18 protein-coding genes are annotated in these 22,092 nt (G+C 38.1%); 13 read left to right on the forward strand and 5 right to left on the reverse strand.

Going from position 1 to position 22,092, the window contains the following annotated elements:
- Nucleotides 1-24 precede the first annotated feature (24 nt).
- Entirely contained in the window at nucleotides 25-1,416 is a 1,392-nt protein-coding gene (locus ABTV71_RS20075; protein ID WP_121123983.1) for an arginine decarboxylase, read from the forward strand.
- A 511-nt stretch (nucleotides 1,417-1,927) separates the two neighbouring features.
- Here ABTV71_RS20075 and ABTV71_RS20080 read toward each other — a convergent pair.
- Nucleotides 1,928-2,434 (reverse strand): thioredoxin family protein, encoded by a 507-nt coding sequence (locus ABTV71_RS20080; RefSeq protein WP_121123985.1) that lies wholly within the window; start codon nucleotides 2,432-2,434, stop codon nucleotides 1,928-1,930.
- Nucleotides 2,435-2,805: 371 nt separating this feature from the next.
- Here ABTV71_RS20080 and ABTV71_RS20085 point away from each other — a divergent pair, with 371 nt between their 5' ends.
- The 3 genes from ABTV71_RS20085 to ABTV71_RS20095 are packed head-to-tail and all read left to right on the forward strand — an operon-like array spanning nucleotide 2,806 to nucleotide 6,654.
- Nucleotides 2,806-4,383 carry an FAD-dependent oxidoreductase gene (locus ABTV71_RS20085; protein ID WP_433900833.1) on the forward strand — a complete coding sequence of 526 codons (1,578 nt, stop codon included), beginning with the start codon at nucleotides 2,806-2,808 and terminating at the stop codon, nucleotides 4,381-4,383.
- Nucleotides 4,384-4,410: 27 nt separating this feature from the next.
- Nucleotides 4,411-5,910 carry a glycerol kinase GlpK gene (glpK, locus tag ABTV71_RS20090; RefSeq protein WP_121123989.1) on the forward strand — a complete coding sequence of 500 codons (1,500 nt, stop codon included), beginning with the start codon at nucleotides 4,411-4,413 and terminating at the stop codon, nucleotides 5,908-5,910.
- Between the two features lie 9 nt (nucleotides 5,911-5,919).
- Entirely contained in the window at nucleotides 5,920-6,654 is a 735-nt protein-coding gene (locus ABTV71_RS20095) for an MIP/aquaporin family protein (protein WP_433900834.1), read from the forward strand.
- Nucleotides 6,655-6,703: 49 nt separating this feature from the next.
- Here the strand turns inward: ABTV71_RS20095 and ABTV71_RS20100 are convergent, their stop codons facing one another.
- Both ABTV71_RS20100 and ABTV71_RS20105 read right to left on the reverse strand, forming a co-directional pair.
- Nucleotides 6,704-7,663 carry a GNAT family N-acetyltransferase gene (locus ABTV71_RS20100; protein WP_121123993.1) on the reverse strand — a complete coding sequence of 320 codons (960 nt, stop codon included), beginning with the start codon at nucleotides 7,661-7,663 and terminating at the stop codon, nucleotides 6,704-6,706.
- A 5-nt stretch (nucleotides 7,664-7,668) separates the two neighbouring features.
- Entirely contained in the window at nucleotides 7,669-8,502 is an 834-nt protein-coding gene (locus ABTV71_RS20105; protein ID WP_108633015.1) for a 1-acyl-sn-glycerol-3-phosphate acyltransferase, read from the reverse strand.
- Nucleotides 8,503-8,747: 245 nt separating this feature from the next.
- On the opposite strand from ABTV71_RS20105, the gene ABTV71_RS20110 reads away from it, so the two are divergent.
- The 9 genes from ABTV71_RS20110 to ABTV71_RS20150 all read left to right on the forward strand — a co-directional run bounded on the left by ABTV71_RS20110 (nucleotide 8,748) and on the right by ABTV71_RS20150 (nucleotide 18,987).
- The gene (locus tag ABTV71_RS20110; protein WP_121123996.1) at nucleotides 8,748-9,410 is read left to right on the forward strand and encodes a CBS domain-containing protein; all 663 of its coding nucleotides are present in this window, start codon (nucleotides 8,748-8,750) and stop codon (nucleotides 9,408-9,410) included.
- A 50-nt stretch (nucleotides 9,411-9,460) separates the two neighbouring features.
- Nucleotides 9,461-10,345 (forward strand): NAD kinase, encoded by an 885-nt coding sequence (locus ABTV71_RS20115; protein WP_121123998.1) that lies wholly within the window; start codon nucleotides 9,461-9,463, stop codon nucleotides 10,343-10,345.
- Between the two features lie 236 nt (nucleotides 10,346-10,581).
- A complete protein-coding gene (locus ABTV71_RS20120) occupies nucleotides 10,582-11,319 on the forward strand; it encodes an isoprenyl transferase (protein ID WP_121124000.1) in 738 nt (245 codons plus the stop codon).
- A 114-nt stretch (nucleotides 11,320-11,433) separates the two neighbouring features.
- The gene (bamA, locus tag ABTV71_RS20125) at nucleotides 11,434-13,998 is read left to right on the forward strand and encodes an outer membrane protein assembly factor BamA (protein ID WP_108633011.1); all 2,565 of its coding nucleotides are present in this window, start codon (nucleotides 11,434-11,436) and stop codon (nucleotides 13,996-13,998) included.
- A 376-nt stretch (nucleotides 13,999-14,374) separates the two neighbouring features.
- Nucleotides 14,375-14,908, forward strand: a complete 534-nt coding sequence (locus ABTV71_RS20130) for an OmpH family outer membrane protein (RefSeq protein WP_121124002.1) — start codon at nucleotides 14,375-14,377, stop codon at nucleotides 14,906-14,908.
- Nucleotides 14,909-15,012: 104 nt separating this feature from the next.
- Nucleotides 15,013-15,579 (forward strand): OmpH family outer membrane protein, encoded by a 567-nt coding sequence (locus ABTV71_RS20135; RefSeq protein ID WP_121124124.1) that lies wholly within the window; start codon nucleotides 15,013-15,015, stop codon nucleotides 15,577-15,579.
- A 441-nt stretch (nucleotides 15,580-16,020) separates the two neighbouring features.
- On the forward strand, nucleotides 16,021-16,692 hold the full coding sequence (locus ABTV71_RS20140; protein WP_433900835.1) for a TetR/AcrR family transcriptional regulator: 672 nt from the start codon (nucleotides 16,021-16,023) through the stop codon (nucleotides 16,690-16,692).
- 194 nt (nucleotides 16,693-16,886) lie between these two features.
- A complete protein-coding gene (locus ABTV71_RS20145; protein ID WP_121124004.1) occupies nucleotides 16,887-18,185 on the forward strand; it encodes a (Fe-S)-binding protein in 1,299 nt (432 codons plus the stop codon).
- A 7-nt stretch (nucleotides 18,186-18,192) separates the two neighbouring features.
- Entirely contained in the window at nucleotides 18,193-18,987 is a 795-nt protein-coding gene (locus ABTV71_RS20150) for a (Fe-S)-binding protein (RefSeq protein ID WP_121124128.1), read from the forward strand.
- Between the two features lie 1,080 nt (nucleotides 18,988-20,067).
- Here the strand turns inward: ABTV71_RS20150 and ABTV71_RS20155 are convergent.
- On the reverse strand, nucleotides 20,068-20,658 hold the full coding sequence (locus ABTV71_RS20155) for a TIGR00730 family Rossman fold protein (protein ID WP_121124008.1): 591 nt from the start codon (nucleotides 20,656-20,658) through the stop codon (nucleotides 20,068-20,070).
- Nucleotides 20,659-20,682: 24 nt separating this feature from the next.
- Entirely contained in the window at nucleotides 20,683-22,074 is a 1,392-nt protein-coding gene (locus tag ABTV71_RS20160; protein WP_121124009.1) for an aldehyde dehydrogenase family protein, read from the reverse strand.
- Between the last annotated feature and the right edge of the window lie 18 nt (nucleotides 22,075-22,092).

The following is a 22,092-nucleotide window of genomic DNA, read 5'->3' on the forward strand; positions in this document are numbered from 1 at the left end:
ATATCTTTGCAAAAATAATAAAAAATGCAGAGCTATCAGGAATTTCTTGACTTAAGTGTTGGTTTTCCGCAGGACGGATTCGAAATCATCGACGACGAATTGTATTTCCACGATTTGAATTTAATGGAAATGATAGAAACGTACGGTACGCCGTTACGTTTTACCTATTTGCCTATCGTCAGCAAAAAAATTCAACAAGCGAAAATCCTTTTTCAGACCGCCATTCTGAAACACAACTATCGCGGATCTTACAAATACTGTTATTGTACTAAATCTTCCCATTTCAAGCATATTGTAGAAGAAGCTTTGAAAAATGATATCCACCTTGAAACTTCATCTGCGTTTGACATGCCGATGATCGATTCATTGGAAAGACAAGGTACCGTAACAAAAGACATTACAGTCATCTGTAATGGATTTAAAACCTATCAGTACAAACAGTATATTGTTGATATGATCCATGATGGTTATACAAACATTATTCCTGTCTTGGACAATAAGGAAGAATTCAATCTCTATGATGATGAGATTGAATTAGACGAACCATGTGCTTTGGGAATCCGGGTCGCTTCAGAGGAGCAGCCAGATTCTCAATTTTACACCTCCAGATTGGGCATTCGCCAAGAAGATGTCATCGATTTTTACAATAATAAGATTGTTGACAATCCAAATTTTAAGGTGAAGCTACTTCATTTTTTTATTAATTCGGGGATATCAGACACACCGTATTACTGGAATGAGTTGGAGAAATACGTCACTCTCTATTGTAAATTCAAAAAAGTAAATCCTGATTTAGACACTTTGGATATTGGTGGCGGCATGCCTTTTAAGGATTCATTGGTGCATGATTTCGATTATGAATATATGGTCAATGAAATTGTCAACAGGATCAAACAGATCTGCGCGCACCATGAAGTCATGGAACCGGATATCATTACTGAATTTGGCAAATATACAGTCGCTGAAGCGTCAGGAATTCTTTATAAAGTTTTGGGCCGTAAGCAACAAAATGATCGCGAACGTTGGTTTATGATTGACGGGTCTTTCATTACCAACTTACCGGACGTTTGGGCTTTAAACCAAAAATACATTTTATTACCAATCAACAATTGGGATTCGGAATATGAACGCGTGAACTTAGGTGGGATCACCTGTGATGGCCAGGATTATTATAATCAGGAAGCACACATGAACTCTGTATTTATGCCTAAAACACGTAAAGTACAATACCTAGGATTCTTCCACACCGGAGCCTATCAAGATGTATTGAGTGGATACGGTGGAATTCATCATTGTCTGCTTCCTTCACCTAAACATGTATTGGTACGAAGAAATAGAGATGAAACTTTCAATTACGAAGTCTTTGGGGAGGAACAAAATTCCAAACAGGTCATGAAGCTATTAGGCTATCAATAAGATATTCCGTTTGAAAAAAATGATGCTATAAATTTTAACGTATCTTTTTAGTAAGGAGATATGCAAATCAACGATAGTGGGAAAGGTCTCGATCTTAGGGTTGAGACTTTTTCTTTTAAGTAGCTCCCTACTTTTTCCGATCTTTTGCAATCTAATAACCTCCCCTATCAATCTACGAAACCGACAGCATGTAATCTCATAACAAGTCGATACTTAATAAGGACTTTATCCGGACTTAATGGGGACCTTATTCGGTCCTCGTCCGGATAAAACCGTATAAAGTACGTTTTAACTCGGTATAGTACCATGATCAAACCAGTATCAATAATTAAGTTCTTCTCTTAATGCATCTGATCTAATACACCGCTATGCAGCAAATCTAATACAGTACCATTCTTATACACCTTTGCCACATAACAAAGCAGCCCCATTATCCAGGAGCTTGCTTGTGGTGGATTTTTCGATATTTTTTAACGGATTTTCTTTTAAGAAATGCAGCAATAGTTCGTTTTTATTTCGCTACCCAAGTATTAAAAAATTTCAATACTTTTTCTTCGTCATAGCTTTTGTCTTTTTCCATACTACCACTTTCCTGTATATGAAGTGTCTTTCCGTTTATATCCAATACGATAAAAAATGGATACCCTAACTTTCCACCCTCAGGTGCATACTTCTGGAAAACCGCCTCATTCTTGTTTTCTTTCGAATAATTTAGGTGATAATAGAGAAAACGACTTTTTAATAATTTGTCTATGCTGGCCGTTTTATGGATATAATCATTAAATCGCAGACACCATACACACCAATTCCCACCGGCCTGTATAATGACATTCTTCTTTTCCTTTTTGGCCAATTTCAATAAGCTATCAATATCTTTCTGTGCATCAGCCTCAGGATGATATGGCCTGGAAAATTCTGACTGAATCTTCGGGGCTTCCTGCGCAAAGGCAATCGAATGTGGCAATTGAATACCCATAACGACCCCCATTCCTAAAAACAACAATTTAATTCTTCTCATTATTCAACAAATTATTGATGATTTAAAATTACAAAATCATTTTTCCAAACCAAAACATAAGCCTATTATAATGGTTAAACATTATATCGCTCTTTTTTTTAAAAAAAGACAAGGGACATCCATAGGGCCATCGTGACAATGTTACCTTAATTATTTTAAAAATTTCCACAAAAAAAACGGCAGTAACGAACTATTTAAAACAATAAAAACATATATATATCAAAACAAAACAAAAGAAAATAAAACATAAAATATTCTAAAATAATTTTAACAAATTCCTTTAGAATCTCGCAAATATACTATAACTTAGCACTAATCGACTAAAGCGATTCATACTAAGAGATATAAACTCAGACCAAAAACGAAACAAAATGAAACTAAAAGAATTCAAAAGGTCAAGATTAATAGAAAGAATAAAAGACACAAGTGAGTGGGATGTTATCGTGATAGGAGGTGGAGCTAGTGGCTTAGGTGTTGCACTGGACGCACTTAGTAGAGGATTCAAAACGATATTATTGGAACAAGTCGATTTTGCCAAAGGCACATCCAGCAAAGCAACAAAGCTTGTTCATGGCGGTGTACGTTACCTCGCCCAAGGAGATATCTCCCTGGTCAGAGAAGCACTTCATGAAAGGGGCTTACTACAGCAAAACGCACCTCATCTGGTTAAAAATCAATCTTTTATAATCCCAAACTACAGTTGGTTTGACGGCCCTTTCTACACCATTGGCATGAAAATATACGATTTCCTAGCGGGTAAACTAAGCCTAGGAAAATCCATACATATTAACAAGGAGGAAACACAACGAAGAATCAGCACAGTGCGGGCAAAGGGGCTCTATGGCGGCGTTGTCTATCAGGATGGTCAATTTGACGACTCAAGACTCGCGGTCAATGTTGCACAAACCTGCATTCAAATGGGTGGTGTAGCACTGAACTATATACGCGTAACCAATCTTACCAAAAATAATGCTGGCCAAGTAAATGGTGTTATTGCACAAGATACTGACACAGGAGAAGTTTTCACGATCCAAGGCAAAGCTGTCATCAATGCTACGGGAATTTTTGTCGATGATGTTCTAAAAATGGATAAACCCGAAGCAAAACAAATGGTGAGACCAAGTCAAGGTGTACATCTTGTTTTTGATAAATCCTTCCTCCCCGGTGACGATGCGATCATGATCCCTAAAACTGACGATGGCCGGGTGCTCTTTCTTGTTCCATGGCACAATCGGGTTATTGCAGGAACCACAGATACACCTATTGACGAACATAGTCTTGAACCTGTAGCGCTGGAACAAGAAATCGACTTCATCTTAACAACTGCCGGACGCTATCTCACCAAACAACCCACCCGTCAAGATGCACTTACTGTATTTGCCGGTCTTCGGCCCCTCGCAGCTCCAACCGCGAATTCCAACAAAACCAAAGAAATTTCCCGAAGCCACAAAGTTATTGTCAGCGATTCAAAATTACTGACGCTAACTGGAGGAAAATGGACGACCTTTCGCAGAATGGGACAAGATACAGTCGATAAAGCAATTAAAATTGGCTGTTTACCCAAGAAGGAAAGCAACTCTGCGACACAAAAGATTTATAGCGCCATCCCTACAACCGACAGAAGCAACCACATGTATATTTATGGTGCTGACCAGGAAGCGATACATGCGCTCGCCCAAGAAAATCCCGTCTGGGGTGAAAAAATAGTGGATCATCTAGAATTTAAAAAAGCTGAAGTGGTGTGGGCTGTCCGCAATGAATTGGCACAAACAGTAGAAGACGTACTTTCACGTCGTGTGCGCATTCTATTTCTCGATGCCAAGGCAGCGATTGCCGCAGCTCCTGAAGTCGCTAAAATAATCGCTCAAGAATTAGGTAAAGACGAGAACTGGCAAAAAAATCAAATAGAAAATTTCGAGAAAGTTGCAAAAAATTATATCTTAAGCTAATACAAAAATAACCAGCAGTAATCAATTATGGAACAACAATACATATTGGCCATGGATCAGGGAACAACGAGCTCCAGAGCCATCATTTTTGATAAAGAAAGAAATATCGTTTCAATTGCTCAAAAAGAATTTACACAAATATTCCCAAAACCGGGATGGGTAGAACATGACCCACATGAAATCTGGTCGACGCAAGCCGGTGTCACTGCCGAAGCAACAACAAAGGCCGGACTGAATGGCAAAAACATCGCCGCCATCGGAATAACCAATCAACGGGAAACTATTGTTGTATGGGAAAAGGAAAGCGGCAAACCGGTCTACAATGCCATAGTATGGCAAGATAAACGTACTGCGGATTATTGTGATGAACTCCGTCAATCGGGCAAACATGAAATGATCCAGAAAAAAACGGGACTTATCCTAGATCCCTATTTTTCGGCAACGAAAATAAAATGGATTCTTGACCATGTCGATGGCGCAAGAGAAAAAGCCCAGAATGGTGAGCTGATCTGCGGCACAATTGATACTTGGCTGGTATGGAATCTTACACGTGGAGATGTTCACATTACCGATGTGACCAATGCTTCACGTACACTTCTATTCAATATCCATACCATGAACTGGGATGCCGAACTTCTTGAATTATTTGATATCCCCGCCTCCATGCTGCCTCAGGTGAAGGAAAGTAGCGAAATATATGGTGAGTCCAGAACAACAATCTTTGCACATAAAGTCAAAATCGCCGGAATTGCCGGAGATCAGCAAGCAGCACTTTTTGGTCAACAATGCATTGAAAAAGGCATGGTAAAAAACACCTATGGCACGGGATGCTTCATGTTAATGAATATTGGCAATAAACCAATTATGTCCAAAAACAACCTACTGACAACCGTAGCCTGGAAGATTAACGGGAAAACCGAATACGCCTTAGAAGGAAGTATATTTATAGGCGGCGCACTGGTTCAATGGCTACGGGATAATCTTAATATTATTTACAAATCCGCAGATATTGAACAGTTGGCACTCTCCGAAAAAGATAACGGTGGTGTAACCTTTATTCCCACTTTCGCGGGGCTGGGCGCCCCCTACTGGAACGCCAGGGCGCAAGGCACGATATTCGGACTAACACGGGCAACGACAAACGGGCATATTGCCAGAGCTTCGCTGGAAGCTATCTCACTCCAAACCAGTGATGTTTTAAAGGCCATGGAAGCTGACAGTGGAATACCGATCAAGGAACTTCGTGTGGATGGCGGAGCAACGGCAAATAATCTTCTGATGCAGATTCAGGCCAACGTACTGAACAGCAATGTCATTAGACCTAAAATCACCGAAACAACAGCTCTGGGAGCAGCTTATCTGGCAGGATTGGCGGTCGGCTTTTGGAAGGACGAACAAGAACTTTCAAAATTCTGGGCGCAAGACCGTCTTTTTGAACCCGAAAAAGAACAAGAAGAACAAACCCAGCAGATTATTAAGCAATGGACCAAAGGTGTGAAAGCATTGCAATTCTGGACAGAAAACTAACCAATACTTATGAACCATTATTTAGCAGAATTTATCGGTACCACACTCCTTCTACTTCTTGGTAATGGTGTTGTTGCGAATGTGATCTTAAAAGGAACAAAAGGAGAAAACAGCGGCTGGATCGTCATCACTACCGGATGGGCTTTAGCCGTATATATCGGAGTCGTATTCGCAGGCCCTTACACAGGTGCTCACTTAAACCCGGCAGTAACAATCGCCATGGCACTTCATAAAGCGCTTCCCTGGACAGAAGTGCCTGGCTATATTCTTGCCCAAATTGCGGGCGGTTTTTGTGGAGCATTGCTAACTTACATTATACACAAAGATCATTTTGATGCCACAGTCGACCCTACCACAAAACTAGGTGTTTTCGCTACGATCCCAAACATCCGAAATACCACGACGAATCTAGCGAGCGAAATCATCGGGACTTTCGTCTTAATTTTTGTCATCTTTTTTATCACCGGACAAGATGTGAGCATCAATGGAAAGACTGAACCTATTGGAATGGGATCTTTAGGTGCCATACCCGTTGCTTTTTTAGTTTGGGCTATTGGATTATCATTAGGCGGAACAACAGGCTACGCAATTAATCCTGCGAGGGATTTGGGCCCCCGTCTATTTCACGCAATCTGGCCAATTAAAGAAAAAAGAGACTCGGATTGGTCGTATGCATGGATTCCTATTATAGGACCTATCACCGGAGCGGTGTTAGCGTTTGTTGTTTATATTTTAATAAAATAAATAGAGTATAAAATAACAAAGGGATTCAATATTGAATCCCTTTGTTATTTTATACTCGTTTGGGTTTTCGGCGACCATATTCACGGTCCCGCTCAAAAGTATTCATGTGTCGTTCCTTTTTTACTGGATACACATCTTCAATAACAATCAATATCCCCTTCTCTTCTACTGTACCGAACTCATCATTTCGGGCAGTCCCAAAAGACTTCATCGTCGGAGATAAGTTCATGTAAGTATTGATTAAGGGTGGAATATTTTCACCTAATGCCCTGACATGACTATTTAATATTTTATACCCTTCCTTATAATCTAATCCGTCAAAAACACCCACAAAACGATCATAGTCATTTTTAATTTCAAGGTCAGGAAGCGGAACAACCAATTTATCGTGATCTGGAAAATAATAATCCATAAAGTAAAGCAGCATATCTCTCGCATCCTTATTATAATGCGGATACATCGTTACTTTTCCAAAAAGGTATTTAATTTCAGGGTTCAGCATAACCAAAGCGCCCAAACCGTCCCATAAATTGTCTAGCGAAAAAATCCCTTTTCTATTATCAATTGCCGGCTGATACCTAGGTTGCACGAACGATCGGCCCAGTTCAATTGTATACGGTAAATAATCTTTTGTAAACTGATCAGAAAACTGAAAATAATGAGCTGTAGATAAATTGGGAATACCATTTGACTTTCCTGCTTCGGCACATTTAATTACGCGATATCCCGCAACAACTTCTTCATCTTCAGGATTCCAAGCGATCAATTGATCATAACAGTCTTCGCATGTATCGTTTTCATCAATATCAATGGAAAGCCCTGTACCTCCTCCTGCGCCACGGAACGTCAACTCTCGTAACCGACCGATCTCACGCATCACATTTGGTGAGTTATGATAGTTGATTAAGTATATTTCGTTATTTCCATTGTTGGTATAGCGTAAGAAAACCTCCTTATTCAATTCGGCTTTCAATAATTCTCTATCAACTGGAGGTATAATTTCTTGCATAAATTCTATTTTTCTTGAGCTAATCCATAAACCCTTCTTTTCACTTCTTCAGCCCAAGTCTTTTCGTTTTTTGATTGATCAAACGCTGTATAAGGGATTCTCTTTCCTACTATAATGTTAACGGTATGCCCGCGCTGGGCAAACATTTCATCAGGTAAATATAACATTTCAATGTTTACCTTAAGACCTATTTTTTGTCTAAGTCTTGCAAAATTATAAAAAAACTTAGAGTTTTTGCCGTCAATCAGTACCGGAATGACATCTTTTTTATATTTTTTTGCTTTACTAATAAAACTTTTTTTCCATTCCAGGTCTTCAATACGCCCATCTTTCTGCTTTCTAGAAACTAGCCCGGCGGGAAACACAAGTAAGGCATCATCTGCACCGTAAGCTTCCTCAATTGCTGAAATGGCTTGTTTACCCTGACTCCCTAATTTATTCACCCCCACAAATAAAGGCCTCAAATTACCTATATTTAACAAGATATCATTGACCAAAAATTTCACGTCCCGGCGATGCTTTCCGATCGCATGCATAAACGCAATACCATCCAATCCACCCAGGGGATGGTTAGATGCAAAAATTACCGAATCAGACACCGGAATATTTTCTGCGCCATATAAGTTCACTTTTACCCCCAGATCATTGATTAACGCATCGACAAAGTCCAGCCCTTGCAAATCGGCAAAGCGAGTCATGATATCATTGATTTCATCCTCATGGATCGTTTTCTTCAGATAGTTCAGCAGGAAAGATGGAATCCATTTTGCTAGTCCAGCATTTTTTTTGTGAATAACTTCGCGTATATCAATAAATTTTTTATTCTCACTCGTAATCATCAATCTTATTTTTCTGACTAAAAATACCTACTTGCCCTATTTAAGCATATATCAAATTGCTGACAAAAATACTAACAGAATGCTAATAAAAGTACAATTTTAAACATTAAAATTGCACTTATTTGCAATAATGTGATTACTTACTTTTATTTTATCCGTTAAACTCAAAAAAGCCACCGTTTCCTGAAGGAATCTGATCTGTAAAAATTTCCCTTTCACATCATTTTTTTTTATTAAGTTTGGGTATGTTAATAGGACAATTTCTTTCAAACGCGGATTTCAGCATTCAAAAGGCTGATTCAATACAGCAGGCATTAGAAAAACTTCAGGACATGCTTTGTAAAGAATTGGTTGTTTTAAATGGAGATGAATATATTGGATTCGTCAACGAGTCGATTTTATTGGATGCCGACAATGAAGAAGCTCCTATTTCCGCCATTAAAATTAATACGGCGCCGATACAGCTTAAATTTAACCAACATCCTTATGATGGCCTGGTCATGATGACTGTATATAATAGTTCCTTGGTTCCTATTTTGGATCAGGATAACAAATATGTCGGTGTTTCTACACAATTAGATATTTTAAAAGCAATTTCATTGATCCAATCTCAAAATGAATCCGGAGCTATTATTGTACTATCAATTGGATTACATGACTTTTCATTATCTCAAATTGCACACCTGGTAGAGAGTGACAACTGTAGAATCCTCAATTGCGCTACAAAAATAAATCTCGAAAGCGACTCGATTGAAGTGACGTTAAAAGTAGATAAATCCAATATCAATGCATTGCTTAATTCATTCTTAAGACATAATTATATAATTATGGAGACACACAATACCGTTGCCGCATTCGATGACACAGCCGAACGGTATCAGCAGCTTATGAATTACATCAACATTTAATTATTTAAGATTAGTTTTTTTCTCATCTTTGCCCCATAAATTCAAAAAATATGAGAATTGCGATATATGGACGAGAGTTTCAACCCTCCGTTATAGCACATGTGAAGCACTTATTTAAATACCTCGTTATTAAAAACGTTGATATTTGGGTTTATGCCCCCTTTTATAAGTTCTTGACAACGCAGTTTGAATGTGATTTTAAATTCCCTACTTATCATACATACGAGGAAATTAAAAACAGTGCAGATCTTATGCTCAGTTTAGGCGGCGATGGAACGATGCTGTCCGCCGTATCACTCATTAGAGACGCTGGAATTCCCATTGCGGGAATTAATTTTGGACGTTTGGGCTTTTTGGCCTCCATTAATAAAAATGATTTCGAACATGCAATAGATGATATATTAAACAATCGTTACGATATCCAAAAACGTGTTCTTCTTTCCGTAGAGTCTGAACAGATCAATTTGTTTCAGGGCAATCATTATGCGCTTAATGATATTACGGTATTTCGTTATGATAGCTCTGCCATGATCACGGTCAACGCACGAATTAACGGTGAACTGCTCAATTCCTATTGGGCGGATGGCTTGATTATCGCCACCCCTACTGGTTCCACAGCCTATTCACTGAGCTGTGGAGGTCCGATCATTATGCCTGAAAGTGGAAATTTTGTCATTACACCGATTTCACCACATAACCTTAATGTCAGACCGATCGTTATTTCAAATCAATTCACGCTAGAACTTGAAATCGAGAGCCGAAGCAATCAATACATACTCAGCTGTGACTCAAAAAACGAGTCTATTGACACGTCGGTCAAACTGACGATCAAACAAGCCCCATTTACGATTAATCTAATTCGTCTTCCACACGAAAGCTTTTTTAGCACATTAAGAGAAAAGCTGCTCTGGGGTATCGATGTCAGAAACTATTAATCTTTATCATATTGTACTTCTGAATTTCCAATTAAAAATCGATATTTGGAACAAATAAGCACAGATAAGGTACATAAAACATCGATAATGAGGATTCAACAATAATGATCAAACGAATTCATTCTGCGAGGTCAAAATTCGTTTAAAGATAATACACAGACAACCAGGATCTGGTTTTTAACACGCAAATAAGCTATGATTAAGCTAAAAGTGTTAATTTATTGAAAATAGCAACAATGAGCTTTTTAGATCAAATTGATAAAATTAAATTACCCCAGCATATTGCCATTATCATGGATGGTAATGGCCGTTGGGCAAAACAAAAAGGCAAACTCCGCGTATTCGGACACCAAAATGGTGTGAAAGCAGTGAGAGAGGCCTTAGAAGGATGTGTTCAGGCCAACATTAAATTTTTAACACTCTACGCATTCTCCGCGGAAAACTGGAATCGGCCAAAATTAGAAGTGATCGCACTGATGGAACTTTTGGTCTCCTCTTTAAAAAAAGAAATCAAGACATTTCAGGAAAATGGTGTTAGATTAAATGCCATTGGAGATATCAGCAAGCTCCCAACAAACGCACAAAAAAAACTACAGGAAACAATTGACGCCACCAAAGACAATACACATTGTACTTTAACGCTCGCTCTGAGCTATAGTTCACGTCAGGAAATTGTGGAAGCCACCCGAAATTTGGTTAAAAAAGTAAATGCAGGTGAAATAGCCATTGAAGATATCAACGACGATATCTTTTCTGCTAATCTCTATACCCGAAATCTTCCGGATCCGGATTTATTGATCCGAACCAGTGGAGAACTTCGCATTAGCAATTTTCTTCTTTGGCAAATTGCCTATTCCGAACTATGCTTTATAGAGAAGATGTGGCCAGAGTTTACGAAAGAAGATTTATTTAAATCAATTGTAGAATATCAACAAAGAGAAAGAAGGTTTGGAAAAACAAGTGAGCAGTTATAAATGATTTTATTAAATTTGTCAACTGATTTGAAAAAAAACAAGCTGGTTAAATTTTCTTAATTAACAAAAATTAACAACTGATTGGTGTACTTTAGCGCCAATAATTCAAGATAAATGAAGCGTATACTACCCGTAATACTATTTTTTGGTCTCTCATCAATGCAACTTGTCTACGGACAGGAAAAAGGTGCGTTCAACTTAAATGACCCCGAAAAAATCAGTTATCTCAACCCTAAAAACTATGTAATTAGTGCTGTTGATGTAACCGGAACACAATTTTTGGATAAAAACGTATTAATTACCATATCTAAATTGTCGGTAGGTCAATATTTGGAAGTGCCAAGTGAAGCGACTGCAAAAGTAGTAAAAGATATGATGGCTCAAGGCCTCTTCGATGATGTCGAATTATGGGCAGACAAAATTGAAGGCGAAAACATATTTTTGACCATCCGCGTAGTAGAACGCCCTCGTTTGACCCGTATTGATATTAATGGACTGAGCAAAAGCCAAACTGAAGAAGTCCGTAAACGTTTAAATAGCAATACAGGCAAAATCGTCAATGAAAATTTGATGAACACCACACGGGCAACAATCCAACGCTTTTTAAAAGAAAAAGCATACTTATATCCGGAGATTAAACTAAGAACAGTTAAGGATTCGGCACAGGCCAACAATGAAATCCTGATTGCGGATGTGGATAAAAAACACAAGGTGAGGGTTAAAAAAATGACCTTTACGGGCAACGAGCATTTTTCACAGAAAGAACTGCGAAAAATGGCCAAACCAATCAAACAGAAAATGTGGTACCGCATTTTTGGCCCTGGTAAATTCAAGGAAGAGAAGTATAAGGAAGGTAAAGAGAATCTGATCAAAAAACTGGCGGCCAAAGGGTATCGTGATGCCGAAATCTTAAAGGATACGGTCATTCGGGATGGAGAAAAAAATGTATTGGTAAATTTTGACATTTACGAAGGACCTAAATATTACGTTGGTAATATTGTATGGACAGGAAATGCAAAATATTCCGACACCTTATTAAATAAGATTTTAGGGATAAAACGCGGTGATGTATTCTCTGAAGAAAAACTGAATACCAAATTGCTGGGCGGTGGTCGAAATTCCGATGATATTTCATCGATCTATATGAATGATGGATATTTGACTTTCTCCGTAGATCCTGAACAGACACGTGTTTATAATGATACCATTGATTTGAATTTACGCGTCTATGAAGGTGCTCAATATACCATTAACAACGTTATTGTAAAAGGTAACGATGTAACGAATGACCGTGTGGTTTTACGTTCCATTTATACGAAACCGGGGCAAAAATTCTCAAAAGAGCAAATTATGCGAAGTGTCCGTGAAATTGCCCAATTAGGAAATTTTGATGAACAAAAAACAAATCCGGTTCCGACCAATTTGAACTATGCAGAAGGAACGGTTGATATTGTTTACAATGTGACAGAGAAACCCTCTGATCAAGTAGAGCTTTCGGGAGGTTATGGAGCTGGACAGATCATCGGTACACTGGGATTAACCTTTAATAACTTCTCCACAAGTAATTTCTTTGATAAAAGTTCATGGAAGCCTCTTCCTCGTGGTGACGGGCAAAAATTAAGTGTACGTGGTCAGACTTCTGGTAAACGTTACCAATCATACAGCTTCTCATTCTCAGAACCTTGGTTAGGTGGAAAAAAACCTATTTATTTTGGTTTGAGTGCTTATACCTCTAGTTCATCTTATGGTGGATTCAATTATTATACTGGTGAGCAAATTGTCAAAGATTCGGAGTTGAACCGGATTTGGATGACAGGTATCACGGCAACTTTAGGTAAGCGTTTACAATGGCCAGATAACTGGTTCCAAGCCAATACTTCATTGTCGTTCCAACGTTACAAACTTCAAAATTATGGTAATTATTTTTTGTTTGACAATGGTACGGCATACAATATTAACTTGACACAGGAATTTAGCCGCAACTCGATAGATGCACCGATCTACCCTACTTCGGGTTCGAACATCAAATTCTCCGTGCAACTAACGCCTCCTTATTCATTGTTCAATAATATTGACTATAAAAACGGTACTCCTCAAGATCGTTACCGTTGGACTGAATACCACAAATGGAAATTCGACTCACAATGGTATGCAAAAATTGTAGGAAAGTTAGTTTTCAAAGCTCAGGCGCAGTTTGGTTTCTTAGGTAAGTATTCTAACAAAACAGAAATTTCCACTTTCGAACGATTCAAGCTGGGTGGTGATGGTATGCAGGGATTTGATTACCTTCAGGGTTCAGAAATTATCGCTATGCGTGGTTATGCAAACGGTGTGATTATTCCAGAAGGTACTCAAAATGTAAACGTAGCAAGAAACTCGGGTAGCCCGATCTATACGAAATATCAAATGGAATTGCGTCATCCTGTGATGTTAAATGATCAAGCAACGGTATACGTACTGGCATTTGCCGAAGCGGGTAACACCTGGAACAAATTCACTGAATACAATCCATTTAAAGTACGTCGTTCGGCGGGCGTAGGTGCCCGTATCTTCCTACCTATCTTTGGTATGCTGGGAATTGACTACGGTCACGCATTCGATCCGATCCCAGGATTACCGAGCAGTACCTGGAAACAAAACTTTACATTTAGCATTATGCAAAATATGGGTGGATTCTAATAGAGGGTGATTCCCCCCTTTTAGGTCAATCTGAATTAAAGAAGCTATCGTACAAACTACGGTAGCTTTTTTTTATCAAATTAATTTTCAAATTTGATGCGAGATATATTTAAATCTTCCTATATTGAAGCAAACTTATTTTCAGCAACAAAGGTTAGACATACTGCCCTTTATACAAAGGCATCGTGAGAATCGGCCAACAAGTTAAATAGTGTTAAACCCGAGAAATATCTGTTAGATTGCATCTTTTTTGTTATTTTTGAGCCGTAAATTTACTTAAGGCAATTTGTCAGATTAAACTTTTGAGTTTATATGTTGTCATAAAGTAAATTAATGTTAAATAATAAATTTATAGTCTATAAAACTTACAGGAAATATGAAAAAAATATTGTTAGTTATAGCTTTTGTAGTCGTGAGTGCTACAGCGACATTTGCTCAACAGCTTGCGTATGTAGATTCAGAATATATCCTAAAACATGTCCCCGAATATACCGCCGCACAAAAACAATTGGATGATCTTTCTAAGCAATGGCAGGAAGAGGTGGATCAAAAATATGCTGAAATAGAAAAATTATATCAGGCTTATCAAAAAGATCAAGTTTTATTAAACGAAGATATGCGTCGCCGTCGTGAGGACGAAATCGTTACCAGAGAAAAAGAAGTTAAAGATTATCAAAAACAAAAATTCGGATTCGAGGGTGAACTTTTTAAAAGACGCATGCAACTGGTAAAGCCTATTCAGGACCGTGTCTCAAAAGCAATTCAAGAAGTAGCTTCCGCACATAATTTTGATTTCATTATGGATAAAGGAAAAGAGTCTACATTCCTATATGCGAACCAAAAATTGAACAAAAGTAATGAAGTCATTACAAAATTAGGTTATAAACCTAATCCTAGTCTTGCAAACTAAGCTGGAGTTTATTATCATTGTGGACACAAGTAATACAAATAGTAATTAATTAGAAAACTAAAAAGATTGCCATAGAGATGGCTTATTAGATTAAAATGAAAAGCATGAAAAATTTATTAAAAGGTGCGGTTGCTATAGTGGCAGTATTTTTCTCAACTCAATTCGCAAATGCTCAGCAAAAACTTGGTCATATCAATTTCGCTGAAATCATTCAATCCACTTCAGATTATAAAACAGCTGAAGGCCAATTGAAAACATTGAGCGATGGTAAAACAAAAGAAATTCAAGATATGGTTACCATTTATCAAACCAAACAAAAAGAGGCCAATGATAAATTACGTAACAGAAGTGAAGCGAATAAAGAGACAGTTGATCCTGAAATCAATAAATTAGGACAAGAGTTACAAGATATTCAATCCCGTATTCAAACTGCACAACAAGCTGCGCAAGAGGAGTTGGGTAAAAAAGAAGATGAGTTAATTACTCCAATTCAAAGAAAAGTGGCTGAGGCGGTAAACGCAGTATCCAAAGAAAAAGGTATGGCTTATGTATTTGATATCTCAAGCACAAATATTCCTTATTTCCAAGGTGGCGAAGATTTGACTGCTGCCGTTAAAACAAAATTAGGTATTTCTGCTACAGCAGCACCTGCAGCACCAGCGAAAAAATAATAACATATTTTACAGCAAAAAAAAGGGATTATTCATCTGAATAATCCCTTTTTTTTATTCCCTCATTTCTTACCTACTCTCTGAAATCAGCAGCTAATAACGCTTCAGAAATAGCTGCCAAAATCAACTCATAAAAAAGAATAAAAATCTGGCATACGATTTTCTTGCATTTACCAGGTAAAATTTAGATATTGTAAAAAAATACATATCTACCCTAATGAAAACATCATGAGCTCAAATTTGTTTATTAACGAACAAAGAGGACAGCTTATGGAAGCTTCATTGCTAAAAATGGTTTTAATCGCATGAAATTATCATGGGCTTAAATCAGCTCAGAGGCTTATATAACTCAGTCTATGATAGCTTCTGTGCTATTAAACCGACGAAGGCAGCATATATGCCTTTGAAAACAAATTGGTAATGAATAAACAAATTATTCTAATGAAAAAGAAAGTAACTGAGGATCATCCAAAGAAAGAAAGAAAAGTAACATCTGGTCCCATCCGGGACAAAGAACGTACCAAAGCACGGATGATTGCTGCGGTAGGAAAAGTCATCCAAAAGAAAGGTTACCATGCCTTGAACGGTCCGAATATCGCGCTTGAATGTGGTTTAAATAAAGCACTTATCTGGAACTATTTTGGTGGTCTCGACCAATTGGTTGAAGCTTACTTAACACAAAAGGACTTTTGGCAAATCGGAGATAAAGGAATTTTGGAACAGATGGTATCAAATCCACAGGATATTGATGTTGACTTAGTAAATGAATTACTGAAATCCCAGTTGAATACATTTTTAAAAGATAAAACCAAACAAAAAATTATCCATTGGGGGCTGGGTGAAAAAACAAAAGCACTAAAAAATATAGCTGATCGCCGTGAAGCTCTTGGAGAAGAATTATTTAAACACTTTGATCCAAAATTTGAAAATTCTGAAAATGATGTAAGAGCGACATTAGCTTTATTGATTAGTGGAATTTACTACCTAAGCTTACAGGCCAAATCGACGGGCAGCACCTTCTGTGGTATAGATATCAATACAGAAGAAGGAAAAACACGTATCGAAAAAACGATTGGAAGAATTCTCAAACAGACATTTTCCGACGTAGAATAACTCGATAAATAAAATAACCTCAGCTTCCAGGAAATCGCGATAATTTCTTGGAAGTTTCTTTTCCCATTTCCTCTATCTCTTCCTTAAAAATTTTCAGAAAATGATGTGAACAATCTGGTTTTCTGATTTATTTTTACTATGTTAGCATAACAAAATAATATGGTATATTTGTTATGTAACCAATATTCGAGCATATGATAGGTCAACTAATATTTGCAGTTTGTTTTCTGGGCGCGCTATTTTTTTTTAGTAAAAATGCACGGCGGATCTATAGTAATATCAAATTAGGTCGCGAGTTAGATCGTTCTGACAGGCCTTCTGAGCGTTGGAGAACAATGCTTTTGGTTGCCTTTGGGCAAAAAAAGATGTTTAAGCGCATTATTCCTGCCATTCTGCACTTATTTGTCTATTTAGGCTTTGTCATCATCAATATTGAAATGTTGGAGATCATTATTGATGGTTTATTCGGAACTCATCGGGTATTTTCGTTTTTGGGAAGTTTTTATAATTTCTTGATCGGCTCATTTGAATGGCTGGCACTTGGGGTATGGGTATCCTGCTTAGTCTTCCTGATTCGAAGAAATGTCATTCGAGTAAATCGCCTAAACGGTAAAGAGCTTAATAATTGGCCCAAAACCGACGCTAATATGATCTTGGTCACAGAAATTCTGCTGATGTCGGCTTTTCTGCTGATGAATGCAACCGATCTTAAATTACAGCTTTATGGATTCGAACACTTTAAGTCTGTTGGTTCGTTTCCGGTAAGTCACTATCTCTTGCCCTATTTGCCAACCTCAACTGCGACTTTATATATCATCGAAAGATCTTGTTGGTGGTTTCATATATTAGGTGTATTGGCTTTTTTAAACTATCTCCCCTATTCAAAACACTTGCATATCATACTCGCTTTTCCCAACACCTATTTTTCAAATCTGTATGCCAAAGGAAAATTATCCAATATGGCTGCTGTGACAAATGAAGTAAAAGCAATGCTTGATCCAAGCTTTACGCCCCCCTCTTCGGATGGGATAGCTCGTTTTGGAGCTAAAGATGTTCAGGATTTAACATGGAAAAGCCTTTTGGATGCCTATACTTGCACCGAATGTGGCCGTTGCACATCCTCCTGTCCTGCCAATATCACAGGAAAACTTCTGTCACCCCGAAAAATAATGATGGACACAAGAGATAGGCTAACTGAAGTAGGTAATAACATTAAGGTAAACGGCAGTTTCGTGGAGGATGGCAAGTCTCTTATCGATACCTATATCAGTCGGGAAGAATTATGGGCTTGCACAAGCTGCAATGCCTGTGTAGAGCAATGTCCTGTCAATATTAACCCATTGGACATTATTGTAGAACTTCGTCGGTTTGCGGTTATGGAGGAATCTCAGGCGCCCGCAAGTATTAATAATATGTTTGGAAACATTGAGAATAATGGTGCTCCATGGAAGTATGCACAAATGGATCGCGCAAATTGGACTCAACAACAATAGTTTAATGATGGAAAATGAATTGAAAGTTCCAACAGTCGCTGAACTGTTAGCTAAGGGAAAAACTCCCGATATATTATTTTGGGTGGGTTGTGCCGGTAGCTTTGATGAACGCGCGCAAAAAATAACACGTGATATCTGTCGAATTCTCCAACACGTTGGTATTAACTATGCTATTCTTGGAACGGAGGAAAGTTGTACGGGTGATCCTGCTAAGAGAAGTGGAAATGAGTTTTTATTTCAGATGCAAGCCATGATGAATATAGAGGTTCTGAATGGATACGAAATCAAAAAAATCGTAACCGCTTGTCCCCACTGTTTTAACACGCTTAAAAATGAATATCCTGCTTTGGGTGGTCATTATGAAGTCATTCATCATACGCAATTGATCCAGAGTCTCATTGACGAGGGCAAGTTGAAACCAGCTGACAATAACATCTTTAAGGGAAAAAAAATAACCTATCATGATCCTTGCTACCTAGGGCGCGCAAACGAAGTCTATGAAGCACCTCGAAAAGTTCTTGAAAGTCTAGATGCACAACTTGTTGAATTAAAACGCTGCAAAAGCAACGGTCTATGCTGCGGCGCCGGCGGGGGCCAAATGTTTAAAGAACCCGAACCAGGCAAAAAAGATATCAACATTGAGCGCATTGAAGAGGTAATAGGAATACAGCCACAGGTTGTTGCTGCAGCATGTCCTTTCTGTATGACGATGTTAAAGGACGGTGTAAAAATAAAAGAGAAGGAGTCCGAAATAGAAGTACTCGATATTGCAGAAATAACAGCCCGGGCAAATAAACTTTAACTATTTCAGTTTAGAAATCATGATATAAAATAAGAAGGCTCGATCCGAAGATCAAGCCTTTTTTGTTAAAAGGATATTCCCCTTTAACGTTGCTAAAAGCTAGCTGTCATAGGCACCCCGCCGGTTAAAATATGGGTACCTATGATCGAGCTAACGATGGGTAAATTTCTCCTATTCCCCATCAATCAAACCAAGTTGATAGCCATTTCAAAGATAGAGCGCATTACCCAACTATCTATTGACCATTTTCTAGAAAAAATTGATCAAATCGTAAATTTCAAAAAAATCAATGGTTTCCTCAGGGACGACAGCAAAATCCAAAAATTGTAGTCTCTATATTCTGATTTAATAAAATCTGGTGTAGGAAAATCAATAAATGGCTGTCAGCGCGTCAATGGAGCAGCCGACACATCCATCTATCTTTTGCCCAACGGAATAAAATTACCGCATTGGCCTTATGGCGCTCAACATAAATAACCCCTCCTGTGTGGCCGCTTTTGAATCAATACGTCAATGAATCCTTTTGTCGGTATCCAAACGGACAAAACCTACCTTATCCGATAGATATAAATCTCTTTCTGCTCGACCGTATCAACTTATATGGGATATCTTTCATGACCATCCTGAAAAAAACGGTTGCGCCAAAATTTCCATCAAAAATTTAATAATGTTTCCAATGGGCCTTAATACCCGAATATTTCAACATAACATTTAAGAGAATCGTCCAGGCTATCAGACGTGTAAAAACAAAATCAAATTTATCTGCTTCAAATGTAAATCCCGGGCAACAATAACAGGATAATCTATAGACAAATTGAATGCATTGGAAACTTGCTTTACTTCATGGATCATATTTGGAGAGAGTAACAGTCACATGAAACGCTGTGCATCAAGACAAAAAGGAGCAGTAATTAATAGAAGTATAACAAGGTTTTTGAATTATAACCTAATTAGATAAAGACTTTTTGTTATAAAACCTCGAAACAATATTAAAATGCAATAAGAATGGTCTTCACAAAGAATAAGAGCCATATGAAGACCATATTAGAAAGCAAAAACCGTTAAAACAACAACGTTTTTTTAAATCTCATTTTTTTCGATCCATTTCGTTACTGCCTGTGGGGCATAGTTTTCCATCTGATCTAAAAGTTCTTCAATTGTCTGGCCGACCAAGAGCATCTCGCGGTTCTCCGGTCTTAAAAGCCCTTCATGAACCATATGGTCCATAAACTTGATTAGGTGGTCATAAAACCCGTTAATATTCAATAATCCCACAGGTTTTCCATGTAGCCCCAATTGCGCCCAGGTCGTCATTTCAAAAAGCTCCTCCAGTGTTCCAAATCCACCGGGCAGTGCAATTACTCCTTCAGCATATTCATTCATGATTCTTTTACGATCATGCATACTGTCTACTATGATTAACTTCGTTACGCCTCGATGTTCCCGCTCTTTTGAGTTTAAAAAATGGGGAATAACGCCAATGACTGAACCACCTTTTTCCAGAACGGCATTTGCAACCACGCCCATTAATCCAGCGCGTCCACCGCCATATACCAATTGAACATTCCGTTGCGCAAAAGTGTAACCTACGTATTTAGCCTGATCTTCATATATGGTAGAATTGCCCAAACTGGAAGCGCAAAATACAACAATGCTTTTGATTTTATTCATACACAAGTATAAAAAATAAGCAGCCTAAATCCATTTTTTTAGCAATTTAAATATTCCATTTTTATAAGGCGGATAAATCCATTTCGAAAGATCATATTTAGATTGACGCATTACAGCACGCTCATGTGAAAATGCCTTGAAGCCAAAAAAACCATGGCAGCTTCCTTGGCCACTACCGTTTATGCCTCCGAACGGTAAATGGGGATTAGAGACATGGATGAGCACATCATTGACACAGACACCTCCGGAAGCTATCTGTTGGATGATAAGCTGGGTATGGTGCTTGCTTTCGCTAAAAATATACAATGCCAATGGTTTTTCGTCTTGATTTACGATAGAAATTGCGTCTTCCAATTTGTCATAAGTTATAATAGGAAGGATGGGGCCGAATATTTCTTCGCTCATGATCGCATTATCCAAAGAAACGCCTGTCAACAAGGTCGGATTTAAAGTTAAATCTTCCGACAGCAAGCCTCCTTCAACCAGCGTTGCCCCACCTTCAACAGATCTTGCGATCAAAGTACTGAGGCGATCAGCATGCTTCTGATTGATAATCTTAGCATAACGCGTTGGGTCTATTTCACCACTCCCTGTAAAAAACATTTTTTTTACAGCATTTAAGTAATGTTTTACAAATTCATCCCGCAATCCATTTGGAAGAAGAACATAGTCTGGAGCAATACAAGTTTGCCCTGCATTGATCAATTTTCCCCAGGCTACTTTATTTGCCGCCTTTTCAAGATGAGCTGTTTCATCCAGTATAACCGGTGATTTCCCGCCGAGCTCCAAGGTTACGGAACTTAAATGATCAGAAGCAGCTCTCATAATCTGTTTGCCCACCACTGAACTACCGGTAAAAAAAATATGATCAAAAGGAAGTTTCAGAAGAGTCTCCGCTGTAGACTTTTCACCTTCGATACAAACGATTTCTTTGCAATCAAATGCTTCGGAAATCATCATCCGAATTACGGATGAAGTATATGGACTATGTTCAGACGGCTTCAAAACAATACAGTTACCTGCAGCAATAGCTGACACCAAAGGGCTCATGGTAAGCTGAAAGGGATAATTCCAGGGAGATATAATCAGAACAGTCCCTTTCGGTTGATATACAATCGAACTTTTTGCCAGTAGGTTCGTCAATGACCTTCCCACGCGTTTTGGCCGCATCCATGTTCGCAAATGACGAATAGCAAATTTGATTTCACCATAAATAAATAATACCTCGCTTATTGCAGCTTCATTTTTTGATTTGCGTAAATCTTTTGCCAGTGCTTCATAAATTAAATCTTCTTTGCTTTCAATTACACGACGTAATTTGCGTAACTTTTCTATCCGTTCATTGACATCACTAAGTCGCAATTCAACTTTAAAAATTTGCTGTTTCTGAAATATGGAATCTATTTGATCGATCATGTTATTCGAAGTTACTTT

It is taken from the genome of Sphingobacterium puteale (genome assembly GCF_050986225.1).
Lineage (GTDB): Bacteria > Bacteroidota > Bacteroidia > Sphingobacteriales > Sphingobacteriaceae > Sphingobacterium > Sphingobacterium puteale.